17 protein-coding genes and 1 pseudogene are annotated in these 17,056 nt (G+C 48.9%); 1 reads left to right on the forward strand and 17 read right to left on the reverse strand.

Going from position 1 to position 17,056, the window contains the following annotated elements; genetic code table 11:
* Positions 1–13: 13 nt before the first annotated feature.
* The 16 genes from I8U21_RS12875 to I8U21_RS12950 form a co-directional block, all read right to left on the reverse strand.
* A complete protein-coding gene (locus tag I8U21_RS12875; protein ID WP_232334051.1) occupies positions 14–994 on the reverse strand; it encodes a polysaccharide deacetylase family protein in 981 nt (326 codons plus the stop codon).
* A gap of 114 nt (positions 995–1,108) precedes the next feature.
* The gene (gene pnp, locus I8U21_RS12880) at positions 1,109–3,229 is read right to left on the reverse strand and encodes a polyribonucleotide nucleotidyltransferase (protein WP_370527092.1); all 2,121 of its coding nucleotides are present in this window, start codon (positions 3,227–3,229) and stop codon (positions 1,109–1,111) included.
* 126 nt (positions 3,230–3,355) lie between these two features.
* Positions 3,356–3,625, reverse strand: coding sequence for a 30S ribosomal protein S15 (gene rpsO / locus I8U21_RS12885; protein WP_037996435.1), 270 nt, complete (start codon positions 3,623–3,625; stop codon positions 3,356–3,358).
* Positions 3,626–3,746: 121 nt separating this feature from the next.
* Positions 3,747–4,691 carry a bifunctional riboflavin kinase/FAD synthetase gene (locus I8U21_RS12890; RefSeq protein WP_198054041.1) on the reverse strand — a complete coding sequence of 315 codons (945 nt, stop codon included), beginning with the start codon at positions 4,689–4,691 and terminating at the stop codon, positions 3,747–3,749.
* Positions 4,692–5,606: a tRNA pseudouridine(55) synthase TruB gene (gene truB / locus I8U21_RS12895; protein WP_181733024.1), complete on the reverse strand. Its 915-nt coding sequence runs from the start codon at positions 5,604–5,606 to the stop codon at positions 4,692–4,694.
* Positions 5,607–6,584 (reverse strand): DHH family phosphoesterase, encoded by a 978-nt coding sequence (locus I8U21_RS12900; protein ID WP_181733025.1) that lies wholly within the window; start codon positions 6,582–6,584, stop codon positions 5,607–5,609.
* The gene (gene rbfA, locus I8U21_RS12905; RefSeq protein ID WP_181733026.1) at positions 6,581–6,940 is read right to left on the reverse strand and encodes a 30S ribosome-binding factor RbfA; all 360 of its coding nucleotides are present in this window, start codon (positions 6,938–6,940) and stop codon (positions 6,581–6,583) included. Before rbfA ends, I8U21_RS12900 begins: the two co-directional genes overlap by 4 nt.
* Before the next feature lie 21 nt (positions 6,941–6,961).
* Positions 6,962–7,240, reverse strand: a complete 279-nt coding sequence (locus I8U21_RS12910) for a DUF503 domain-containing protein (protein WP_049720217.1) — start codon at positions 7,238–7,240, stop codon at positions 6,962–6,964.
* A 1-nt stretch (position 7,241) separates the two neighbouring features.
* Positions 7,242–9,500 carry a translation initiation factor IF-2 gene (gene infB, locus I8U21_RS12915; protein ID WP_232334049.1) on the reverse strand — a complete coding sequence of 753 codons (2,259 nt, stop codon included), beginning with the start codon at positions 9,498–9,500 and terminating at the stop codon, positions 7,242–7,244.
* 15 nt (positions 9,501–9,515) lie between these two features.
* Entirely contained in the window at positions 9,516–9,815 is a 300-nt protein-coding gene (locus I8U21_RS12920) for a YlxQ family RNA-binding protein (RefSeq protein ID WP_181733028.1), read from the reverse strand.
* A complete protein-coding gene (gene rnpM / locus I8U21_RS12925; RefSeq protein WP_181733029.1) occupies positions 9,808–10,086 on the reverse strand; it encodes an RNase P modulator RnpM in 279 nt (92 codons plus the stop codon). The genes I8U21_RS12920 and rnpM overlap by 8 nt, the downstream gene beginning before the upstream one ends.
* A 31-nt stretch (positions 10,087–10,117) precedes the next feature.
* Positions 10,118–11,248 carry a transcription termination factor NusA gene (gene nusA / locus I8U21_RS12930; RefSeq protein ID WP_181733030.1) on the reverse strand — a complete coding sequence of 377 codons (1,131 nt, stop codon included), beginning with the start codon at positions 11,246–11,248 and terminating at the stop codon, positions 10,118–10,120.
* 21 nt (positions 11,249–11,269) lie between these two features.
* Entirely contained in the window at positions 11,270–11,731 is a 462-nt protein-coding gene (gene rimP / locus I8U21_RS12935; protein ID WP_049720218.1) for a ribosome maturation factor RimP, read from the reverse strand.
* A 245-nt stretch (positions 11,732–11,976) separates the two neighbouring features.
* A complete protein-coding gene (locus tag I8U21_RS12940) occupies positions 11,977–13,401 on the reverse strand; it encodes an FMN-binding glutamate synthase family protein (RefSeq protein WP_121874389.1) in 1,425 nt (474 codons plus the stop codon).
* Entirely contained in the window at positions 13,385–13,678 is a 294-nt protein-coding gene (locus I8U21_RS12945) for a hypothetical protein (protein WP_037996415.1), read from the reverse strand. Before I8U21_RS12945 ends, I8U21_RS12940 begins: the two co-directional genes overlap by 17 nt.
* 177 nt (positions 13,679–13,855) lie before the next feature.
* The gene (locus tag I8U21_RS12950; RefSeq protein WP_062843312.1) at positions 13,856–14,326 is read right to left on the reverse strand and encodes an Hsp20/alpha crystallin family protein; all 471 of its coding nucleotides are present in this window, start codon (positions 14,324–14,326) and stop codon (positions 13,856–13,858) included.
* Between the two features lie 148 nt (positions 14,327–14,474).
* Between I8U21_RS12950 and pepF the strand changes: the two genes are divergently transcribed.
* Positions 14,475–16,289, forward strand: a complete 1,815-nt coding sequence (pepF, locus tag I8U21_RS12955; protein ID WP_181733031.1) for an oligoendopeptidase F — start codon at positions 14,475–14,477, stop codon at positions 16,287–16,289.
* Between the two features lie 48 nt (positions 16,290–16,337).
* Here pepF and msrB read toward each other — a convergent pair.
* A pseudogene (gene msrB, locus I8U21_RS12960) lies at positions 16,338–16,772 on the reverse strand (peptide-methionine (R)-S-oxide reductase MsrB); the annotation flags it as partial.
* Positions 16,773–17,056 lie beyond the last annotated feature (284 nt).

Raw genomic sequence — 17,056 nt, forward strand, 5'->3', positions numbered from 1 at the left:
ATCAAATCATAAATTATTGCTCAATGGAATCCACCCGTTTTGAAGAGAGCATTTCGCTGACCGTCATCCACTTCAAGCCCTTGTCCTTCCCTGCACGGATCATCCCCGGCAACGCTTTGACCGTCCGGTCCGTCGGATGGGTCAACAACAAGGTGCCGGGTGCAATCCCTTTCTCCACCTTGTTCACCATCATAGCCGGCGAAACGGACTTTTTCCAATCGACGGTATCCAATGTCCATAATATGGTTTTCATTTTAAATTGTTCGGCTATTTTTAATACGCGATTGTCATAATCGCCGGCCGGCGGGGCAAACCACTTGCTTTTGACCTGTAAGGTTTCTTGGATCAAAGACTCCGTCTTCCCGATCTCGGCTTCGATTTGCCCGGTGCCGATCCGGCTCATTAAAGGGTGGGAATAGGCATGATTTCCCACTTCATGCCCTTCTTTCACCAACTGTCTGGCCAATCCGGGATTCTTTTTCAGCCAGGAACCGTCCAAAAAAAAGGTCGCTTTCACCTTCTCCCGTTTGAAAATCTTGAGCATTTCCGGTATGTATTCCGTTCCCCAGGCCACATTCACCATCAGCGCGGCCGCCGGTTTTTTTTCGTTCCCCCGGTAAACTGGTGCCTGCCCCAGATCTTTCAGTTGTATTTTCGGGGGAATTTCCTGATAAACCCAATGAATCCGGTGCTTGTCTTTATGCTTGAGGGTGCTTTCGATCGTTGCTTCCAGGTTGACTCTTCGCCCGTTCAGCCCCGGAATAGCTTTCCAGACCGGATCGATCCGCGCATCGATGGGGGCAATCTGATATTTCGGCGCCTCTTTTTTGATTTTCTCGACAAGCGGGGAGTCCGTTTTGAAGCCGGAAGAGAGCACCGATACCTCCTCTCCGCTCTTCACGGCCGTCACATAAGCTTCAATGGTGGGAAGTTGGACCAGCAAAACAATAAAACAAATCGATAAGAACAGTGTCGCCATGCGAACCGGAAACAATGTTTGCCGCCTCCTTTCCTTCCTACCATATGCTCCCGGACAACTCCCTATGACCGTCATATAAATATAAAAAAGAGGCAGATTCGCTCTGACTCTTTTCCTTTGCCTCTTCCTTTAAATTTTTTCTTTTTTCTTCGCTGCTTCATCTTTTAACACAGCTTTGCGGGACAAATTAATTCGGCCTTGATCATCAATCTCCGTCACTTTTACCATGATCGAGTCTCCGACTTTCACCACGTCGCTGACTTTTCCGACCCGGTTTAAATCCAGTTGAGAGATATGAACAAGTCCTTCTTTGCCCGGAATGATTTCGACAAATGCTCCGTATTTTTCAATCCGTTTGACCGTTCCGAGATACGTTTCGCCGACCACCACTTCACGGACCAGATCTTCGATGATTTTTTTCGCCCGTTCGTTTTGTTCTGTTTCCGGAGAAGCGATGTAAATGCGGCCATCTTGTTCGATATCGATTTTGACTCCGGTTTCTTCGATGATTTTATTAATGACCCGTCCGCTCGGTCCGATCACATCACGGATTTTATCCGGATGAATCCGCAAGGTGGTAATCTTCGGAGCATATGGGGACAATTGTTTTCGCGGTTCCTTGATGGTGGCTTCCATGTTGTCCAGGATCACCATTCTCGCATTCCGCGCTTGTTCCAATGCTCTTTGGAGAATGTTCCGGTCGATGTCTTCGATTTTGATATCCATTTGAAGGGCGGTAACCCCTTTTCGTGTACCGGCCACTTTAAAGTCCATATCTCCAAGATGGTCTTCCATGCCTTGAATATCGGTTAACACGACAACGTTATCCTCTTCTTTGACCAGCCCCATCGCGATGCCTGCCACGGGTGCTTTGATTGGAACCCCCGCATTCATCAAGGCAAGCGTCGACGCGCAGATACTCGCTTGCGAAGTGGAACCGTTGGACTCAAGCACTTCGGAAACCAATCGGATGGTGTACGGGAAAACATCTTCGGAAGGAATCACCGGTTCGAGTGCTCTTTCCCCCAAAGCCCCATGTCCGATTTCCCGGCGTCCCGGTGACCGGATCGGTCTTGCTTCACCAACGCTGAACGGAGGGAAATTATAGTGATGCATAAAGCGTTTGGATTCCTCCAAATCCAAACCATCCAGGATTTGCACATCGCCGAGTGCCCCCAACGTACAAACGCTTAACACCTGGGTTTGTCCGCGTCTGAACAACCCGGAACCGTGTGTCCGTGGCAGAACGTCAATTTCGCTGGAAAGCGGGCGGATTTCATCGACAGCCCGTCCATCCGGACGTTTGCCCTCTTCCAAAATCAACCGGCGCACTTCTTCTTTCACGATTTGATCCAGGACGGTATTCATGTCTTTTTCTTGCTCGGCCCATTCTTCTTCCGTCAGTTCTTCGGCCATCTGTGCCAAGACTTCTTCCTTCACCTGATCGATCGCATCCTGGCGCTCTTGTTTGTCAATGACCTGAACGGCTTGGATCAAAGAATCGGTTGCCAGTTCCCGAACGCGTTTTTCCAATTCTGGATCAATCTGATGCAGCTCGGGTTCCATTTTGGGCAGTCCCACTTTTTCCACGATCTGTTCCTGAAAAGCCACCAGCTCCTTGATCACTTCGTGGCCGAACAAAATCGCTTCCAGCATCGTTTCTTCCGGCACTTCATCCGAACCGGCTTCCACCATGTTCACCCCGTGTTTCGTACCGGCCACCACCAGATGCAGATCGGATTTTTCCATTTGTTCCACCGTCGGATTAATGACCAATTGACCGTCAACCCGGCCAACCACCACGCCTCCGATGGGACCTTTGAAAGGAATGTCCGAAATGGAAAGTGCCACGGATGCGCCGATCATGGCGGCAATTTCCGAAGAACAATCCTGATCCACCGACATGACGGTGGTCACAACTTGTACTTCATTGCGAAACCCTTCATCAAACAGCGGGCGAATGGGACGGTCAATGAGCCTGGAAGCCAAAATGGCTTTGTCGCTCGGGCGACCTTCACGCTTGATAAAGCCTCCCGGGATTTTCCCGACCGCATACAAACGTTCTTCATAGTTTACCGTCAGCGGAAAAAAGTCCGTGTCTTTCGGCTCCTTGGATGCAACCGCGGTGGCCAGCACCGAAGTGTCTCCATATCGCACCATCACCGCACCATTGGCTTGATTGGCATATTTTCCGATTTCCAGTTTTAATTTTCGTCCAGCCAGATCTGTCTCAAATGTTTGTGGTTCCATCTTCAATCATTTCCTCCTCTCAAAAACACAAATATAGCATACTTCTCCACATTTACAGTATGTTCCTTCCACTTCTCTTTTAAAAGATGAGATGATAAAAAAGCGGGGCATGCCGCCCCGCTTTTCTTATCGACGCAATCCGAGTTTTTTGATCAGTTCACGATAACGAACAATGTCCTTCTTCTTCAAGTAGTTCAACAAGTTCCGGCGTTGACCAACCATTTTCAAAAGACCACGGCGAGAATGATGATCTTTTTTATGATCTTTTAAGTGCTCGTTTAACTCATTGATCCGATGAGTCAAAATCGCGATTTGCACTTCGGGGGAACCCGTGTCATTATCGTGTGTTTTAAATTCATTGATGATTTCTCTTTTGCGTTCATTGGTTAATGCCATAGATAAATCCTCCTTTTGATCAATCGCCCATAACCCAGAACACCGTCGAGGCATCGGTGATCCGAGCCAGGGTTGTTTACCGAATCAGTATACCATAAGAAAAAGATGAGTACAACAAGCCTTATTGTGCAAATAACTTCAACCACTGCTCTGCTTCTTGCCGGTCTTTTTCAATCTGCTGAATCAACGCCTCCACGCTCGGAAACCTTTTCTCTTCGCGCAAGAAATGATAAAACTCCACTCTGCATTTCTTGCCGTAATAGTTGCCGGATTGCCCGAGCAGGTGCACTTCCAGTCTTTCACTCGGTTGATCGCTTCGAAAAGTGGGACGCACTCCGATATTCATGATGCCAAAGGAAGAAACCTCATCCATGGTTGCTTTGACCACATAGACGCCGCGGGCGGGAACAAAATACGGGGCCTTCAGGTCCAGATTGGCCGTGGGAAACCCCATCAACCTCCCCCGTTGATCTCCCTGGACCACCTCTCCTTCCAACGAATACGGGCGCCCCAGGATGTCCCGGGCGGTTTTGACATCCCCTTCGGCCAACGCCCGCCGCAATCTGGTGCTGCTGATCACTCCCTGATCCTGTTGGATCAAAGAGACGATTTCGGTGACGAAATGCCCTTTTCCCAGTTCGGTCAGATCTTCTGCTTTCCCCTCCGCTTTGTGTCCAAACGTAAAATTGTACCCTGTCACCACGCCTTTGACACCAAGCTGCAATAAAATGTCGGTCACAAATTCTTCTTTTGACAAAGAGGCGAAATTCCGGTCAAACCGGACAACATAAACTTTCCTGACCCCCAAACGGGCAAACTGCTCCAATTTGTCCGGAAACGGGGTCAGATAACGGTGAATCGCCTCTTGCCCCAACACTTCCCGTGGATGCGGATCAAAAGTCATGACCGCCGGAACCGCCTTCAGTTCCCGGGCCAAATCCATCGCCTTTCGGATCACGGCTTGATGCCCCAAGTGGACACCGTCAAAAAAACCAATCGCCAATGAAATCGGTTCCTGATCGGTTGGTTGATCGATCATCGGATAGGTTAAATGTATCGTTTCCATCTACTCCACATCCCGAAATACTTTTTCTGGTTTCGCCAAGCCCTTTTCAATCACCCGGTACACGGCGCAGAAAACACCGGCATCCGTATACACGCGAACCAGTTGATTCTCATTGAACAATTGATCATCAACAGGAATCTCTATTTTCCAACCATCATAAACTTTTCGAAGATCTTCATGATTCACCATCATGCCGGGCATGAACGAAATCCCCTCATCCAACCGGATGACATGCTTTTCCCAAGCCTCTTGTTCCCCGATTTGCTTCAACTCATCCAGCGTGTAACAATCCTCCAGATGAAACGGACCGCTTTGCACCCGCACCAGAGAAGCCATATGCGCCGGATACCCCAAAGCTTTTCCGATATCCACACACAAGGTGCGGATATAAGTCCCTTTGGAACAAAGAACTTCAAAATGGATTTCCGGATATTCCCCCGGCGTCATGCCCGTCTGTTTCAATTCATAAATGTGGACCTTCCTTTTCGGCCGGTCGATCTCCTTTCCTTCGCGGGCCCATTCATATAAACGGCGTCCGTTCACTTTCACGGCCGAATACATGGGCGGAACCTGCGTTATTTCCCCGACAAACCGGGAGAAAACCTCCTCCACTTGTGCCGGCTCCACCGGTTCCACCCGTTCGGCCTGCGCGATGACGGCGCCGGTCTGATCTTCCGTTTCGGTGGCAATCCCCAATTTCAAGGTTCCTTGATAACGTTTGGGGCGGTCCTGCAAATATTCCACCAACCGGGTGGCTTGTCCCAAACAAACAGGGAGCACGCCTTCCACTTCCGGATCCAGCGTGCCTGTATGACCAGCCTTTTTTTGCTTTGTCAAGCGGCGGACGATGGCGACGATATCATGGGATGTATAGTTTTTCGGTTTAAAAACGGGCAAAATCCCATGGCATCCCATTTACACTTCACACTCCTGCTTCAATCTGGACTGAACTGCTTTGAACACGCGCTCGTGGACTTCGCGAAGCGTCCCGCGCATGCTGCATCCCGCCGCACGGGCATGGCCGCCTCCGCCAAATGCCTTGGCCACCTGGCCCACATCGACCTGTTCTCTGGAACGGAAACTGACTTTGACGGTTCCGTCATTCTCTTCCCGGTACAAAATGCCGACATCCACCCCGTAAATATTCCGCGCATAATTGACGATGCCATCCAAAGCTTCGTGCGAAACCGCCACTTTTTCCATTTCCTCTTTGCTTAAAAACATCCAGGCAATGAGTCCGTCGTCTGATTTTTGCAAGGTGGATAAAGCGCCTTGCAGCAATTTTAACTGTTCCATGGTCACGGTTTCCAAAGCCCGGTCGGCAATTTTGTGCGCTTCGATGCCGGTCTCCACCAACCTTGCAGCTTGTCTCAACACTTTCGGGGAAGTGTTGGAATAGCGGAATCCCCCCGTGTCCGTCAACAAACCGGTGTAAAGGCATGCCGCCAGCGGTTCACCAATGGGGAAATGGTTTTCTTCCGCCCAATCAAAAATGATTTCCACGGTTGCCGCCGCTTCCGGAACCACAATGTTGATATCCCCAAACCGGTCATTGGTCGCATGATGGTCCAGGTTGACAATCACCGCATCATCCCGGATCAGGAAACGGCAGGCGCCCATCCGCTCTTTGTCGGCGCAATCCAAAGCAATCACATATTGAAAGGTGCCGGAAACTTGTTCCACCGGCTGAATCTCTTCCACTCCGGGCAGAAAAGAAAATTTCCGGGGAACCGGGTTTTCGTTGACCATCGTCACTTGCTTGCCGGATTGTTTTAACAGATAACCCATCGCCAAGGTGGAACTGATCGCATCCCCATCCGGGTGAAGATGGGATACCACCAAAATTTGGTCGGCCTTTTCCAAAAAAGCAAGCAGCTCATCAAAACGGCTCATTGTTCCTCATTCTCCCGTGCATGAACATCCCGCAGCAGACGTTCAATGTTTTCACTGTAATCAAGGGATTGATCAATCGAAAAAATGAGTTCGGGGACATGACGCAACGAAACACGATGCCCGATTTCAGAACGAAGGTATCCTTTGGCTTTTTCCAGTCCGGCCAAAGTTTCTTGTTTTTGCTCCTCGTTTCCCATCACGCTGATGTATACTTTGGCAATTTGCAGATCTCCGCTCATTTCGACGCCGGTCACCGTCACAAATCCGATGCGGGGATCTTTTAACTCTTGCTGGATAAGTTGGCTTAACTCCTTCTTGATCTGTTCGCCCACACGACTGATACGTATCCGTGCCACGGACCAAACCTCCTCGTCAACCTAAAATGTGATATCTGCCGCAATGATCTCCAAACCATCCGTTTGTTCAAGCAGCCGAAGGGCTTGTTCCAGTTCTTTTTCCACCACCATCCGGTTGCTTCCGACCCCGACGACTGCAAGAGAAACAAACTGACGATCGTCTTGATCCGCCACTTCTGCAATGGAAAGGTTAAACCGGTTCCTGATTTTTGCCTGGACGCTTTGAATCACCCTGCGTTTGTCTTTGAGGGAGAAAGAGGCGATCACCCGCCCCTTAAACTCCAGTACACCGATGTGCACGTTACTTCCGCTCCACTTCCTGGATGGTGTAAACTTCGATTTGGTCTCCTTCTTTGATGTCATTATAGTTTTGCAAGGTAATCCCGCATTCATACCCTTGTGCCACTTCTTTGGCATCATCTTTGTAACGTTTCAGTGTGTCAATTTCGCCTTCATGGATCACGACGCCGTCACGAATCACCCGGGCTTTTCCGTCACGAACCACTTTTCCTTCGGTGACATAACAACCGGCAATGGTTCCGATCCGGGAGACTTTAAAGATTTGGCGGACTTCGGCAATGCCTGCCATGACCTCTTCATATTCAGGATCCAAGAGACCTTTCATGGCCGCTTCGATTTCCTCAATCGCTTTATAAATGACCCGGTGCAAACGGATGTCCACTTTCTCCTGTTTGGCCATCTCCCGGGCATTGGGTTCGGGACGGACATTAAACCCGATCACAATGGCATTGGAGGCAGAAGCCAAAATGATGTCTGATTCCGTGATGGCTCCGACCGCCGCATGGATGATTTTTACGCGTGCGCCTTCGACATCGATTTTTTCAAGCGAATGTTTCATGGCTTCTGCAGAACCATGGACGTCTGCTTTAATAATAACATTTAATTCTTTGACTTCGCCTTCTTTAATTTGTTTGAACAAATCATCCAGCGATACGCGGGAATGGGCTCCGCGTTCTTGTTCTTTTTGTCTCGTCTGGCGTCTCTCGGCGATGGAACGCGCTTTTTTCTCATCCTCAAACACCATGAACGCATCGCCGGCATTCGGCACATCGGAAAGCCCCAAAATTTCGACCGGTGTCGATGGCGGTGCCGTTTTGACGCGACGCCCTTGATCGTTGATCATGGCACGGATTTTCCCGAAGTAATTTCCGGCCACCACCGGATCTCCGACATGGAGCGTACCGTTTTGCACCAGCACGGTGGCGACAGCTCCGCGGCCTTTGTCCAGTTCCGCCTCAATGACCACCCCGCGGGCGCGTTTATCCGGATTGGCTTTCAGTTCCTGAACTTCGGCCACCAACAGAATCATTTCCAGCAATTCGTCAATGCCGTCTCCCGTCAAGGCCGATACCGGGACAAAGATGGTGTCCCCGCCCCATTCTTCCGGAACCAATCCGTATTCGGTCAATTGTTGTTTCACCCGGTCCGGATTTGCCTCGGGCTTATCCATCTTGTTGACGGCAACAATAATCGGGACATCGGCTGCTTTGGCATGGTTGATGGCTTCGACCGTTTGCGGCATGACTCCGTCATCGGCGGCGACCACCAAAATCGTGATATCCGTCACTTGGGCTCCCCGTGCACGCATGGTGGTGAATGCAGCATGCCCCGGCGTATCCAAAAAGGTGATTTTTTTGTCATTGGCCTCGATCTGATAGGCACCGATGTGTTGTGTGATTCCCCCGGCCTCTTCTTCCGTGATTTTACTTTGGCGGATTTTGTCAAGCAGCGTGGTTTTTCCATGGTCCACGTGTCCCATGATCGTAACCACCGGCGGGCGTTCAAGCAAATCCTCCGGTGCGTCCGTTTCTTCGATCTCTTCAAAGTTGCTTTCATCCACTTCTTCTTTGACATGGATGGTGACGTCAAATTCTTCTGCCAGGATGGCCATCGTTTCCACATCAATTTCCTGATTGATGGTGGCCATGATTCCAAGCGTGATCAATTTTTTAATGACAGCGGAAGATTCCCTGCGCAACAGCTTGGCAAAATCTCCAACGGTCATGGGACCGGAAACGGTGATTTCCTTTGGCAGTACCGGAGCCTGTTTTTCTTTGGCCTCTTTCTTTTTCTCACCTTTTTGACGGCCTTTTCCTTTCCGATTTACATGGTCCCGGCGGGCACCGTCTTTTCCTTTCTGGAAAGCCTTTCCTTTCTTTCCTTTGCGTTGACGCTTCTCCTGCTGGCTTGTCTCATGGTTTGCTTTGCGCTCTTCCTGCCCGCGGGCGGCCTGATTCCGTTGGCTGTTGCGGTTTGGTCCGGAAGAGGCACGCTTTTTGTTGTGGGCGGAAGATTCTTGTTTATTCCGATGATTTCCGTTGGACGGTGCTTTCTTGTTTTCTTCGCTTTGCGGACGGTCTTGATCTTTTGCAGGTTTTTCTTGTTGATTTAAACGTTGATCCAATTTTTGTATCATTCCTTCATCCAACACACTCATATGGTTACTCACTTGAATGCCTAAGTCTTTCAGACTGTGCAATATTTCTTTACTACTCTTATTCACTTTTTTCGCGTATTCATATACACGCATTTTCGCCAAATCCATTCACCCCCGTTACTTACTGCCGAGCTTCATGAATGACCAGGCAAACCCCCGGTCCGTAATTGCAATGACCACGCGTGTCTCTTTTCCAATCGCATTACCCAGCTCTTTTCTGGTACCGTATCGCAACAAAGGAACGTTGTAAGAATCACATTTGTCACTGACCTTTTTTTCCGTGTTTTTTTTCGCATCTTCGGCCAGGATCACCAACTGCGCTTTTCCCGAGCGAATTTCCCGGATCACCCATTCCTCTCCGGAAACGACTTTTCCGGCCCTCATCGCAAGCCCCAGCAGTTGCAAAAACTTATTCATTTCCCTGATGCTCTCTTACATAATCACGAAGTTGATCATACAATTCGGAAGGAACCTGCACTTTGAGGGCGCGATCCAAAGCTTTCTTTTTTTGTGCCAAATCGATATATTCCATTTTTGCGCACAAATACGCTCCGCGCCCGGATTTTTTTCCGGTCGGGTCGATGACCAGTTCATTTTCCGGCGTTCTCACGATCCGGATCAGTTCCTTTTTCGGAAACATTTCTTGTGATGCCACACATTTACGCATCGGTACCTTTCGCCGTTTCATCTTATGCCAAAAACCCTCCCCTTGGAAGAAATTATTCGGTCTCTTCACTGCCATCGGTATTTAATAAAGCATCTTCATCCGGAACTTCGACTTCATCCAGGATTTCATCTTCAGCTTCTTCTTCCAATTCTTCGGCTTCCGATTCGCTTTTGATGTCAATCTTCCAATTGGTGAGCTTTGCAGCCAGCCGTGCGTTTTGTCCTTCTTTTCCGATCGCCAGCGACAATTGGTGATCGGGAACAATCACCCGGGCCATTTTTTCTTCTTCATAAATGGTGACGGAAATCACTTTGGACGGGCTGAGCGCATTGGCAATCAACTCATCCATGCGGTCAGACCAACGGACGATATCGATTTTTTCACCGCGCAGTTCATTGACCACCGTTTGCACGCGGGAGCCGCGATGACCCACACAGGCTCCAACCGGATCCACATCCGGATTGTGCGAAGCCACGGCAATTTTGGAACGTTGACCCGCTTCACGGGCAATCGATTTAATTTCCACAACGCCATCATAAATTTCGGGAACTTCCAATTCAAACAACCTTTTCAACAATCCGGGATGGGTGCGGGACAAGAAAATCTGCGGACCTTTCGTCGATTTTTCCACCCGGGTTATGTAAACTTTCACACGATCCCCGTGGCTGAACCGCTCCCCGGCGATGACTTCATTGTGGGGCAGCAAGGCTTCCACCCGGCCAAGGTCCACGTAATAGTAACGGTTGTCGGCTCTTTGCACAATCCCGGTGACAATGTCTTCTTCCCGGTCCACAAAATCTTCGTAAATGGCTGACCGTTCCGCTTCCCGGATGCGTTGCGTCACCACCTGCTTCGCCGTTTGAGCCGCAATCCGGCCAAAGTCTGCCGGCGTGACTTCGATCTCCACAATATCGCCCAATTGATAGTTGGGGTCGATTTCCCGGGCCGCATCCAATGAAATTTCCAAGCGGGAGTCGACGACCTCATCCACGACGGTTTTGCGGGCAAACACACGCACCTGTCCGGTCTGTCTGTTCACATCTACCCGTACGTTTTGTGCAGAATGAAAGTTGCGCTTATATCCAGATATCAATGCAGCTTCAATCGCTTCAATCAAAATATCTTTACTGATCCCTTTTTCTTTTTCTAATTGATCAAGGGCCTCGATGAACTCGGCATTCATCGGCCTAATCCTCCCTTCGCGTTAAAAAACGACGCTTAATCGTGCTTTGGCCACCTTCTCGAGTGGAATCTCAAATGTCTTCTTCTTCTCATGGACCGTAAGGGTGGTACCGTCAAATTGGTGCAAAACCCCTTCAAACACTTTTTGGCCTTCAATGGGTTCGTACGTGGTAATATATACATTTTTACCGACAGCTTTTTGGAAATCCTTCTCCTTGGTCAGCGGCCTTTCCGCACCCGGTGATGACACTTCCAGAATATACGCCCCTGGCACCGGGTCTTCTTCGTCCAGCTTTTCCCCCACTATCTCACTGATCCGGGTGCAATCATCCAAATCAACTCCCCCGTCTTCCCGGTCGATGAAAATGCGCAAAAACCAATTTGGCCCTTCTTTTTTATACTCGATATCGACCAGTTCCAAACCTTCTTTTTCCACAATCGGCCGGGCAAGTTGTTGTACGGCTTCTGTAATTTGTCGGCTCAAAGCCAACCCTCCTTATTTGGCTAATTCAAACACCTGCAACAAAACGCAAAGAGTGGGCTTCCACCCACTCTTTGCACTCGCAAGATGTATCTACAATAAGTATAGCCAAAGTGATTATAACACAATCACCAAAAAAGAAGCAATTGCCTTTGCCGGCTCCTTTTTCCTTAACGAACCGCTTTTGTCCCTCTTCCCGGGGACCGGGGCAGAAAAAGCCGGTATCCCCGGGATGCATTTTTTATCTCTCAATGGCTGACAAACGGCCCGGTTTCAAACTCCCGGTCCCGTGGAACGGAAAACAAGGGGTTGGTTTCTTCAAAAAAGCGGGATTGGTCTTCGGGGGCAACATAGCCCAACTCAATGCCCGTTGCTTTGGCAATAAAAGGATCCATGGTACATAAATCCGATTTGGTCAAATCGGCAACAGCCGTTTTTCCAAGCGATATCAAAACGAGCTCCATTTCCCGCACGCAAGCATTCAAATAACGGACCAGATTCATGGCCGCCTGGTCCACATCCAATTGGTCGGTCATTTTCCCCGAATAAACCAACAAGCTGGTGGGAGGTTCAAAGGGTACGGATTTGACCATTTGTTCGCTGGCCAAGGCCATCAAGGCCGCCGTTCCGATATACACACAATCGGCTCCCAAGGCGATGGCTTTCAGCATTCGTCCGGGAGTGACCAATCCTCCTGTGGCAATCAGTTGAATATCCTGTTTCACCTTTTTTCGGGCAAGAAATTCGGATGCTCTTGTAATGGCAAAGAGGGTGGGCAATCCGACATCATCCTGCAAAGTGGGTGCACCCCCGTGCGTTCCGCCTTCGGCTCCGTCAACGGTGACAAAATCCACTCCGGCTTCCACGGCGATTTGCAACTCTTTTTCAAGATGATGCGTCGCAGCAATTTTCAGTCCCACCGGCACCCCGGTTTCCTCTTTCAGTCTGCGGACCAGTTGGACAAACTCTTCCTTGCCATTGACCCCGGGCAGCCGGGAATGGATCACCGCATCTTCCCCGGGTTGCAACTCATAAACTTCCCTGAAGTCCTCGCCGATGTTATGGGCGGCCGTCCGCTGCGAAGCAGATCCTTGGGCCCCCTGCCCCAGTTGAATCTCGATCGCATCCAAGGCTTTGTACTTTTTCGGATCGTTCATCCATCCGCCCCGGTTATACTGTCCGATAAACAAACCGGCCGCTTCCCTTTCCTCTTTCATGAGCCCCGCTTCCCCCGAATTGGTCGCGGTCCCCACCTTGGTGGCAGCTTTGGCGAGGGCAATTTTGGTTTTTTTGCTTAACGCACCGCCGAAGGACATGCCTGCAATCATGATCGGAATGGAAATCGTCAATGGTTTTTTGGCCCGCTGTCCAATCGTGACCGAAGTGTTGATTCCGACGTTTTCCGGAGTGGGAAAGCGGAACAGGTGAACCGGATTGAACAAGATTTTTTCCCACGGGGACATAGGAACAGGGGTTCCCAAGGGTCGGGAGATGGGTGTGCCCTGATTGGCCCTCATGGTGATTTCCATGAGGTTGGTCACCCCCACCTTTTTCGAGGCCGGCACCATTTCAAACAAATTCTCGGTATATTGGTCCCGGATCATCCTGGTCAACGCTTGATCGACAGACCGGTCAATGGCGGACCGGATCATCCTTTCAATGAACTTCAGCACGATGGACACGCTCCTTGGCTTCACCCTGCCCCAACGAATTTTGAAGTTCTTCAATTTTTTGCGCCATCGACAAGCACATTTGCTTGACCGTTCCCAACTGACGGGCGGCATTCTGTTCTTCGACCGCAATATCCACCAATTTGCGATGATCGAAATTCGTCAGCTTCCGGTAATGGTCCTGTTCAATTGTGGCCAATGTACCCGCCATCGTTTCAATGCGGTTCAGCTCGGAATGAATGTAGGAAAGAACGTTTTCCATGTTTTCAACATTTTGCATAATCCTTACACCTTCCTGAAATTGAAATGGATTTGGTGATAGTATGCGATCATCCTTCTCTGATTACTCACATCTCCATCCGGGAAAAATTAGGAGGAACCCGGTGCCGGCTTCTTTCCAAAAAAAAGGGCCGTGTCCCATACGGCCCCGTTGGTTTTTTTCATTTTTCCCGCACGATCATGAAGAAGGTTTCCGGTTGATTTTAATTCTCTTCGGTTCTTTTTCCGGATCCTTCGGAATCGTGATTATGAGAAGCCCGTTTTCATAATCGGCTGTGATATGATCCAAGTTGGCATCCTGCGGAAGGGTGACGGTCCGGTAAAACGAACCATAACTCCTCTCTTCAATATACATGTGCTCTCCTTCTTTTTTCGATTCTTGTTTCCGTTCCCCTTTGATCGTTAATTGTCCGCCGTGCACCTCTATTTCAACATCTTCATCCCTGAGGCCGGGCATTTCCGCCTCGATGACATACTGGTTCCCTTCCTCTTTCATGTTGATGGCGGGCATTTTTGGCATCGACTCATTCCAGATCGGATTTTCAAAAAAACGTTCAAATGTGCGGTTGATTTCCGAATGGATTTGTGACAAAGGATGTACCGGGTTGTAAAGATTTCTCCGGCTTCTGAAACGCTCCAGATTGCTCACTTCTTGTACCTCCCTTTCATGATGATCACCCCAATATTATGCAAATTAATAAAAAAAATTATACACAACCCAATAAAAGGAATGGTTTCTGAATTCCCCGGCCGAGTAGTATAATGGAGAATACAGAACTGATTAAGGAGGTATAATCATGACCCAATCCTCATCCAAACTTCCTCTTCGCTCAGAAATTCCGGATGAATATAAATGGCGTCTTGAAGATATTTTTGAAAACGATGAGAAATGGGAAGAAGAATATCAAAACATCAAACAAATGATCCCTGAGATCAGCCGGTTCAAAGGGAAGCTCGGACGGTCTGCTGAGGATTTGTTAAAAGCGCTGAAATTCCAGGATCAATTGCTCTACAAACTTGACAAACTTTATACATATGCGCATATGCGGTTTGATCAGGACACCACCCAATCCTTTTATCAAGCCCTCAATGACCGCGCAAAAAGTTTGTATACGGAAGTTTCCGGAGCCTTGTCCTTCATCACTCCGGAGATCCTTTCCATCCCCGAAGAGAAAATCACGCGTTTTTTGGAAGAAAACGAAGAATTGCAGGTATACAAACACGCTCTGGAAGAGTTAAACAAAAAGCGTCCCTATGTTTTATCGGAAAAAGAAGAAAAACTCCTAGCCCAAGCCGGTGAAGTCCTGGGGGCCTCCGCCAACACCTTCGGCATGCTGAACAATGCAGACTTGGAGTTTCCCTCGATCCGGGATGAAAACGGGGAAGAAGTCAAAGTGACACACGGCCGGTACACGAAATTGATGGAAAGCCCGGACCGCCGCGTCAGAAAAGACGCGTTTCATGCCGTATACTCCACATACGACAAATATAAAAACACTTTTGCCAGCACCTTAAGCGGGGCCATCAAGAAAAATAATTTTTATGCAGAAGTCCGCGGCTATGATTCGGCACGGCATGCCGCTTTAAGCCGGAACAGCATACCTGAAACCGTCTATGATCAATTGGTGGATACCGTCAACCAAAATTTGCCCTTGCTGCACCGGTATATGCGCATCCGCAAAAAAGCACTGGGCTTGGAAGAAATGCACATGTACGACATTTACACCCCGTTGGTGGAAGAATCTTCTTTTAAAATTTCCTACCCGGATGCACAAAAAATTGTGCTCGATGCGTTAAGTGTCATGGGCGAGGAATATGTATCCATCCTGAAAGAGGCTTTTGACAATCGGTGGATCGATGTTTATGAGAACAAAGGAAAACGAAGCGGCGCCTATTCTTCAGGAGCTTACGGAACGGCCCCCTACATCCTGATGAACTGGCAGGACAGCATTGACAGCTTGTTCACACTGGTACATGAACTGGGGCACTCCCTCCACAGTTATTACACCAACAGAAACCAACCGTTTGTCTATGGCAACTATTCCATTTTTGTTGCGGAAGTGGCATCGACTTGCAATGAAGCCTTGCTCAATGATTATTTGCTCAAACAAACCGACGACAAACAAAAGCGTCTGTATCTCTTGAACCATTATCTCGACGGCTTCCGGGCAACGGTTTTCCGCCAAACCATGTTTGCCGAATTTGAACATCTCATTCACCAAAAAGCGAAGGCAAAAGAAGCACTGACACCGGAATTGCTCACCTCGTTGTACTATGATTTGAACAAAAAATATCACGGCAACGACATGATCAGCGATGAGGAAATCGGTTTGGAATGGGCCCGCATCCCGCACTTCTATTACAACTATTATGTTTACCAATATGCGACCGGATTCAGTGCCGCGGCGGCATTGTCGGGGCAAATCCTGCGGGAAGGAAAACCGGCCGTCTCCCGTTATCTTTCCTTCTTGAAAGCCGGAAGTTCCGACTATCCCATTGAAGTATTGAAAAAAGCCGGTGTCGACATGACTTCACCGGAACCGATTCAACAAGCCCTGAACGTTTTTGAAGAGAAACTGGATGAATTGGAAAAACTGCTGGCCCAATCTTAATGTCACAAAAAAAGCGTTTGCCGGAACCGGCAAACGCTTTTTTCTTTGTCATGAATCCTTTTTGTCAAACAGGGACAGGTATTCCCCATAACCTTCTTTTTCCAAGTCTTTTTTCGGGATAAACCTTAAAGCTGCCGAGTTGATGCAATAGCGAAGCCCTGTCGGCAGCGGCCCGTCATTAAACACATGTCCCAAATGGGAATCTCCTTCCCGGCTTCTCACTTCGGTACGGATCATGTTGTGACTGTAATCTTCCTTTTCCACTATCTGATCTTCATGAATCGGCTTGGTAAAACTGGGCCAACCGCATCCGGCATCAAATTTGTCCAATGAACTGAAAAGCGGTTCGCCCGAAACCACATCCACATAGATTCCTTCTTCTTCATGATTCCAGTATTCATTTTGAAAAGGAGGTTCGGTTCCATTTTCCTGAGTGACATGATATTGACGCGGGGATAACTTTTTTTTCTGTTCTTCTTGTTCTTTTTTTCCTCTTCTTGCCCGCCTGACCATTTGAAACACCTCGTCTTCCAATCATTTTCCCAGTATCTCTTCATTTTAGCATACCCCGTTTCAGGAGGTATCTTTCCTTTTTGTTTCAAAAGGCAACCCGTCGCAAACAAAAAGCCCCGCAGACCGTGGTCTGCGGGGCTTTTCCCAGTGTTCCCTGAAAACCAAAGAGTGTGAGACATGACTCTTTGAAAAAATCGTTTTTGCTCGAAATGAGCTCCTTAGAAAGGAGGTGATCCATCCCCACCTTCCGGTAG

Origin of the sequence: Thermoactinomyces sp. CICC 23799 (genome assembly GCF_016055145.1) — a bacterium.
GTDB lineage: Bacteria > Bacillota > Bacilli > Thermoactinomycetales > Thermoactinomycetaceae > Thermoactinomyces > Thermoactinomyces intermedius.

Excerpts from the sequence above, each read along its gene's own strand:
- pnp (WP_370527092.1), bottom strand. The coding sequence starts at position 3,229 with ATGGAACCACAAACATTTGAGACAGATCTGGCTGGACGAAAATTAAAA.
- rpsO (WP_037996435.1), bottom strand. The coding sequence starts at position 3,625 with ATGGCATTAACCAATGAACGCAAAAGAGAAATCATCAATGAATTTAAA.
- I8U21_RS12890 (WP_198054041.1), bottom strand. The coding sequence starts at position 4,691 with ATGGAAACGATACATTTAACCTATCCGATGATCGATCAACCAACCGAT.
- truB (WP_181733024.1), bottom strand. The coding sequence starts at position 5,606 with ATGGGATGCCATGGGATTTTGCCCGTTTTTAAACCGAAAAACTATACA.
- I8U21_RS12900 (WP_181733025.1), bottom strand. The coding sequence starts at position 6,584 with ATGAGCCGTTTTGATGAGCTGCTTGCTTTTTTGGAAAAGGCCGACCAA.
- I8U21_RS12920 (WP_181733028.1), bottom strand. The coding sequence starts at position 9,815 with ATGAATAAGTTTTTGCAACTGCTGGGGCTTGCGATGAGGGCCGGAAAA.
- rnpM (WP_181733029.1), bottom strand. The coding sequence starts at position 10,086 with ATGAAACGGCGAAAGGTACCGATGCGTAAATGTGTGGCATCACAAGAA.
- nusA (WP_181733030.1), bottom strand. The coding sequence starts at position 11,248 with ATGAATGCCGAGTTCATCGAGGCCCTTGATCAATTAGAAAAAGAAAAA.
- I8U21_RS12945 (WP_037996415.1), bottom strand. The coding sequence starts at position 13,678 with ATGCAAAATGTTGAAAACATGGAAAACGTTCTTTCCTACATTCATTCC.
- pepF (WP_181733031.1), top strand. The coding sequence starts at position 14,475 with ATGACCCAATCCTCATCCAAACTTCCTCTTCGCTCAGAAATTCCGGAT.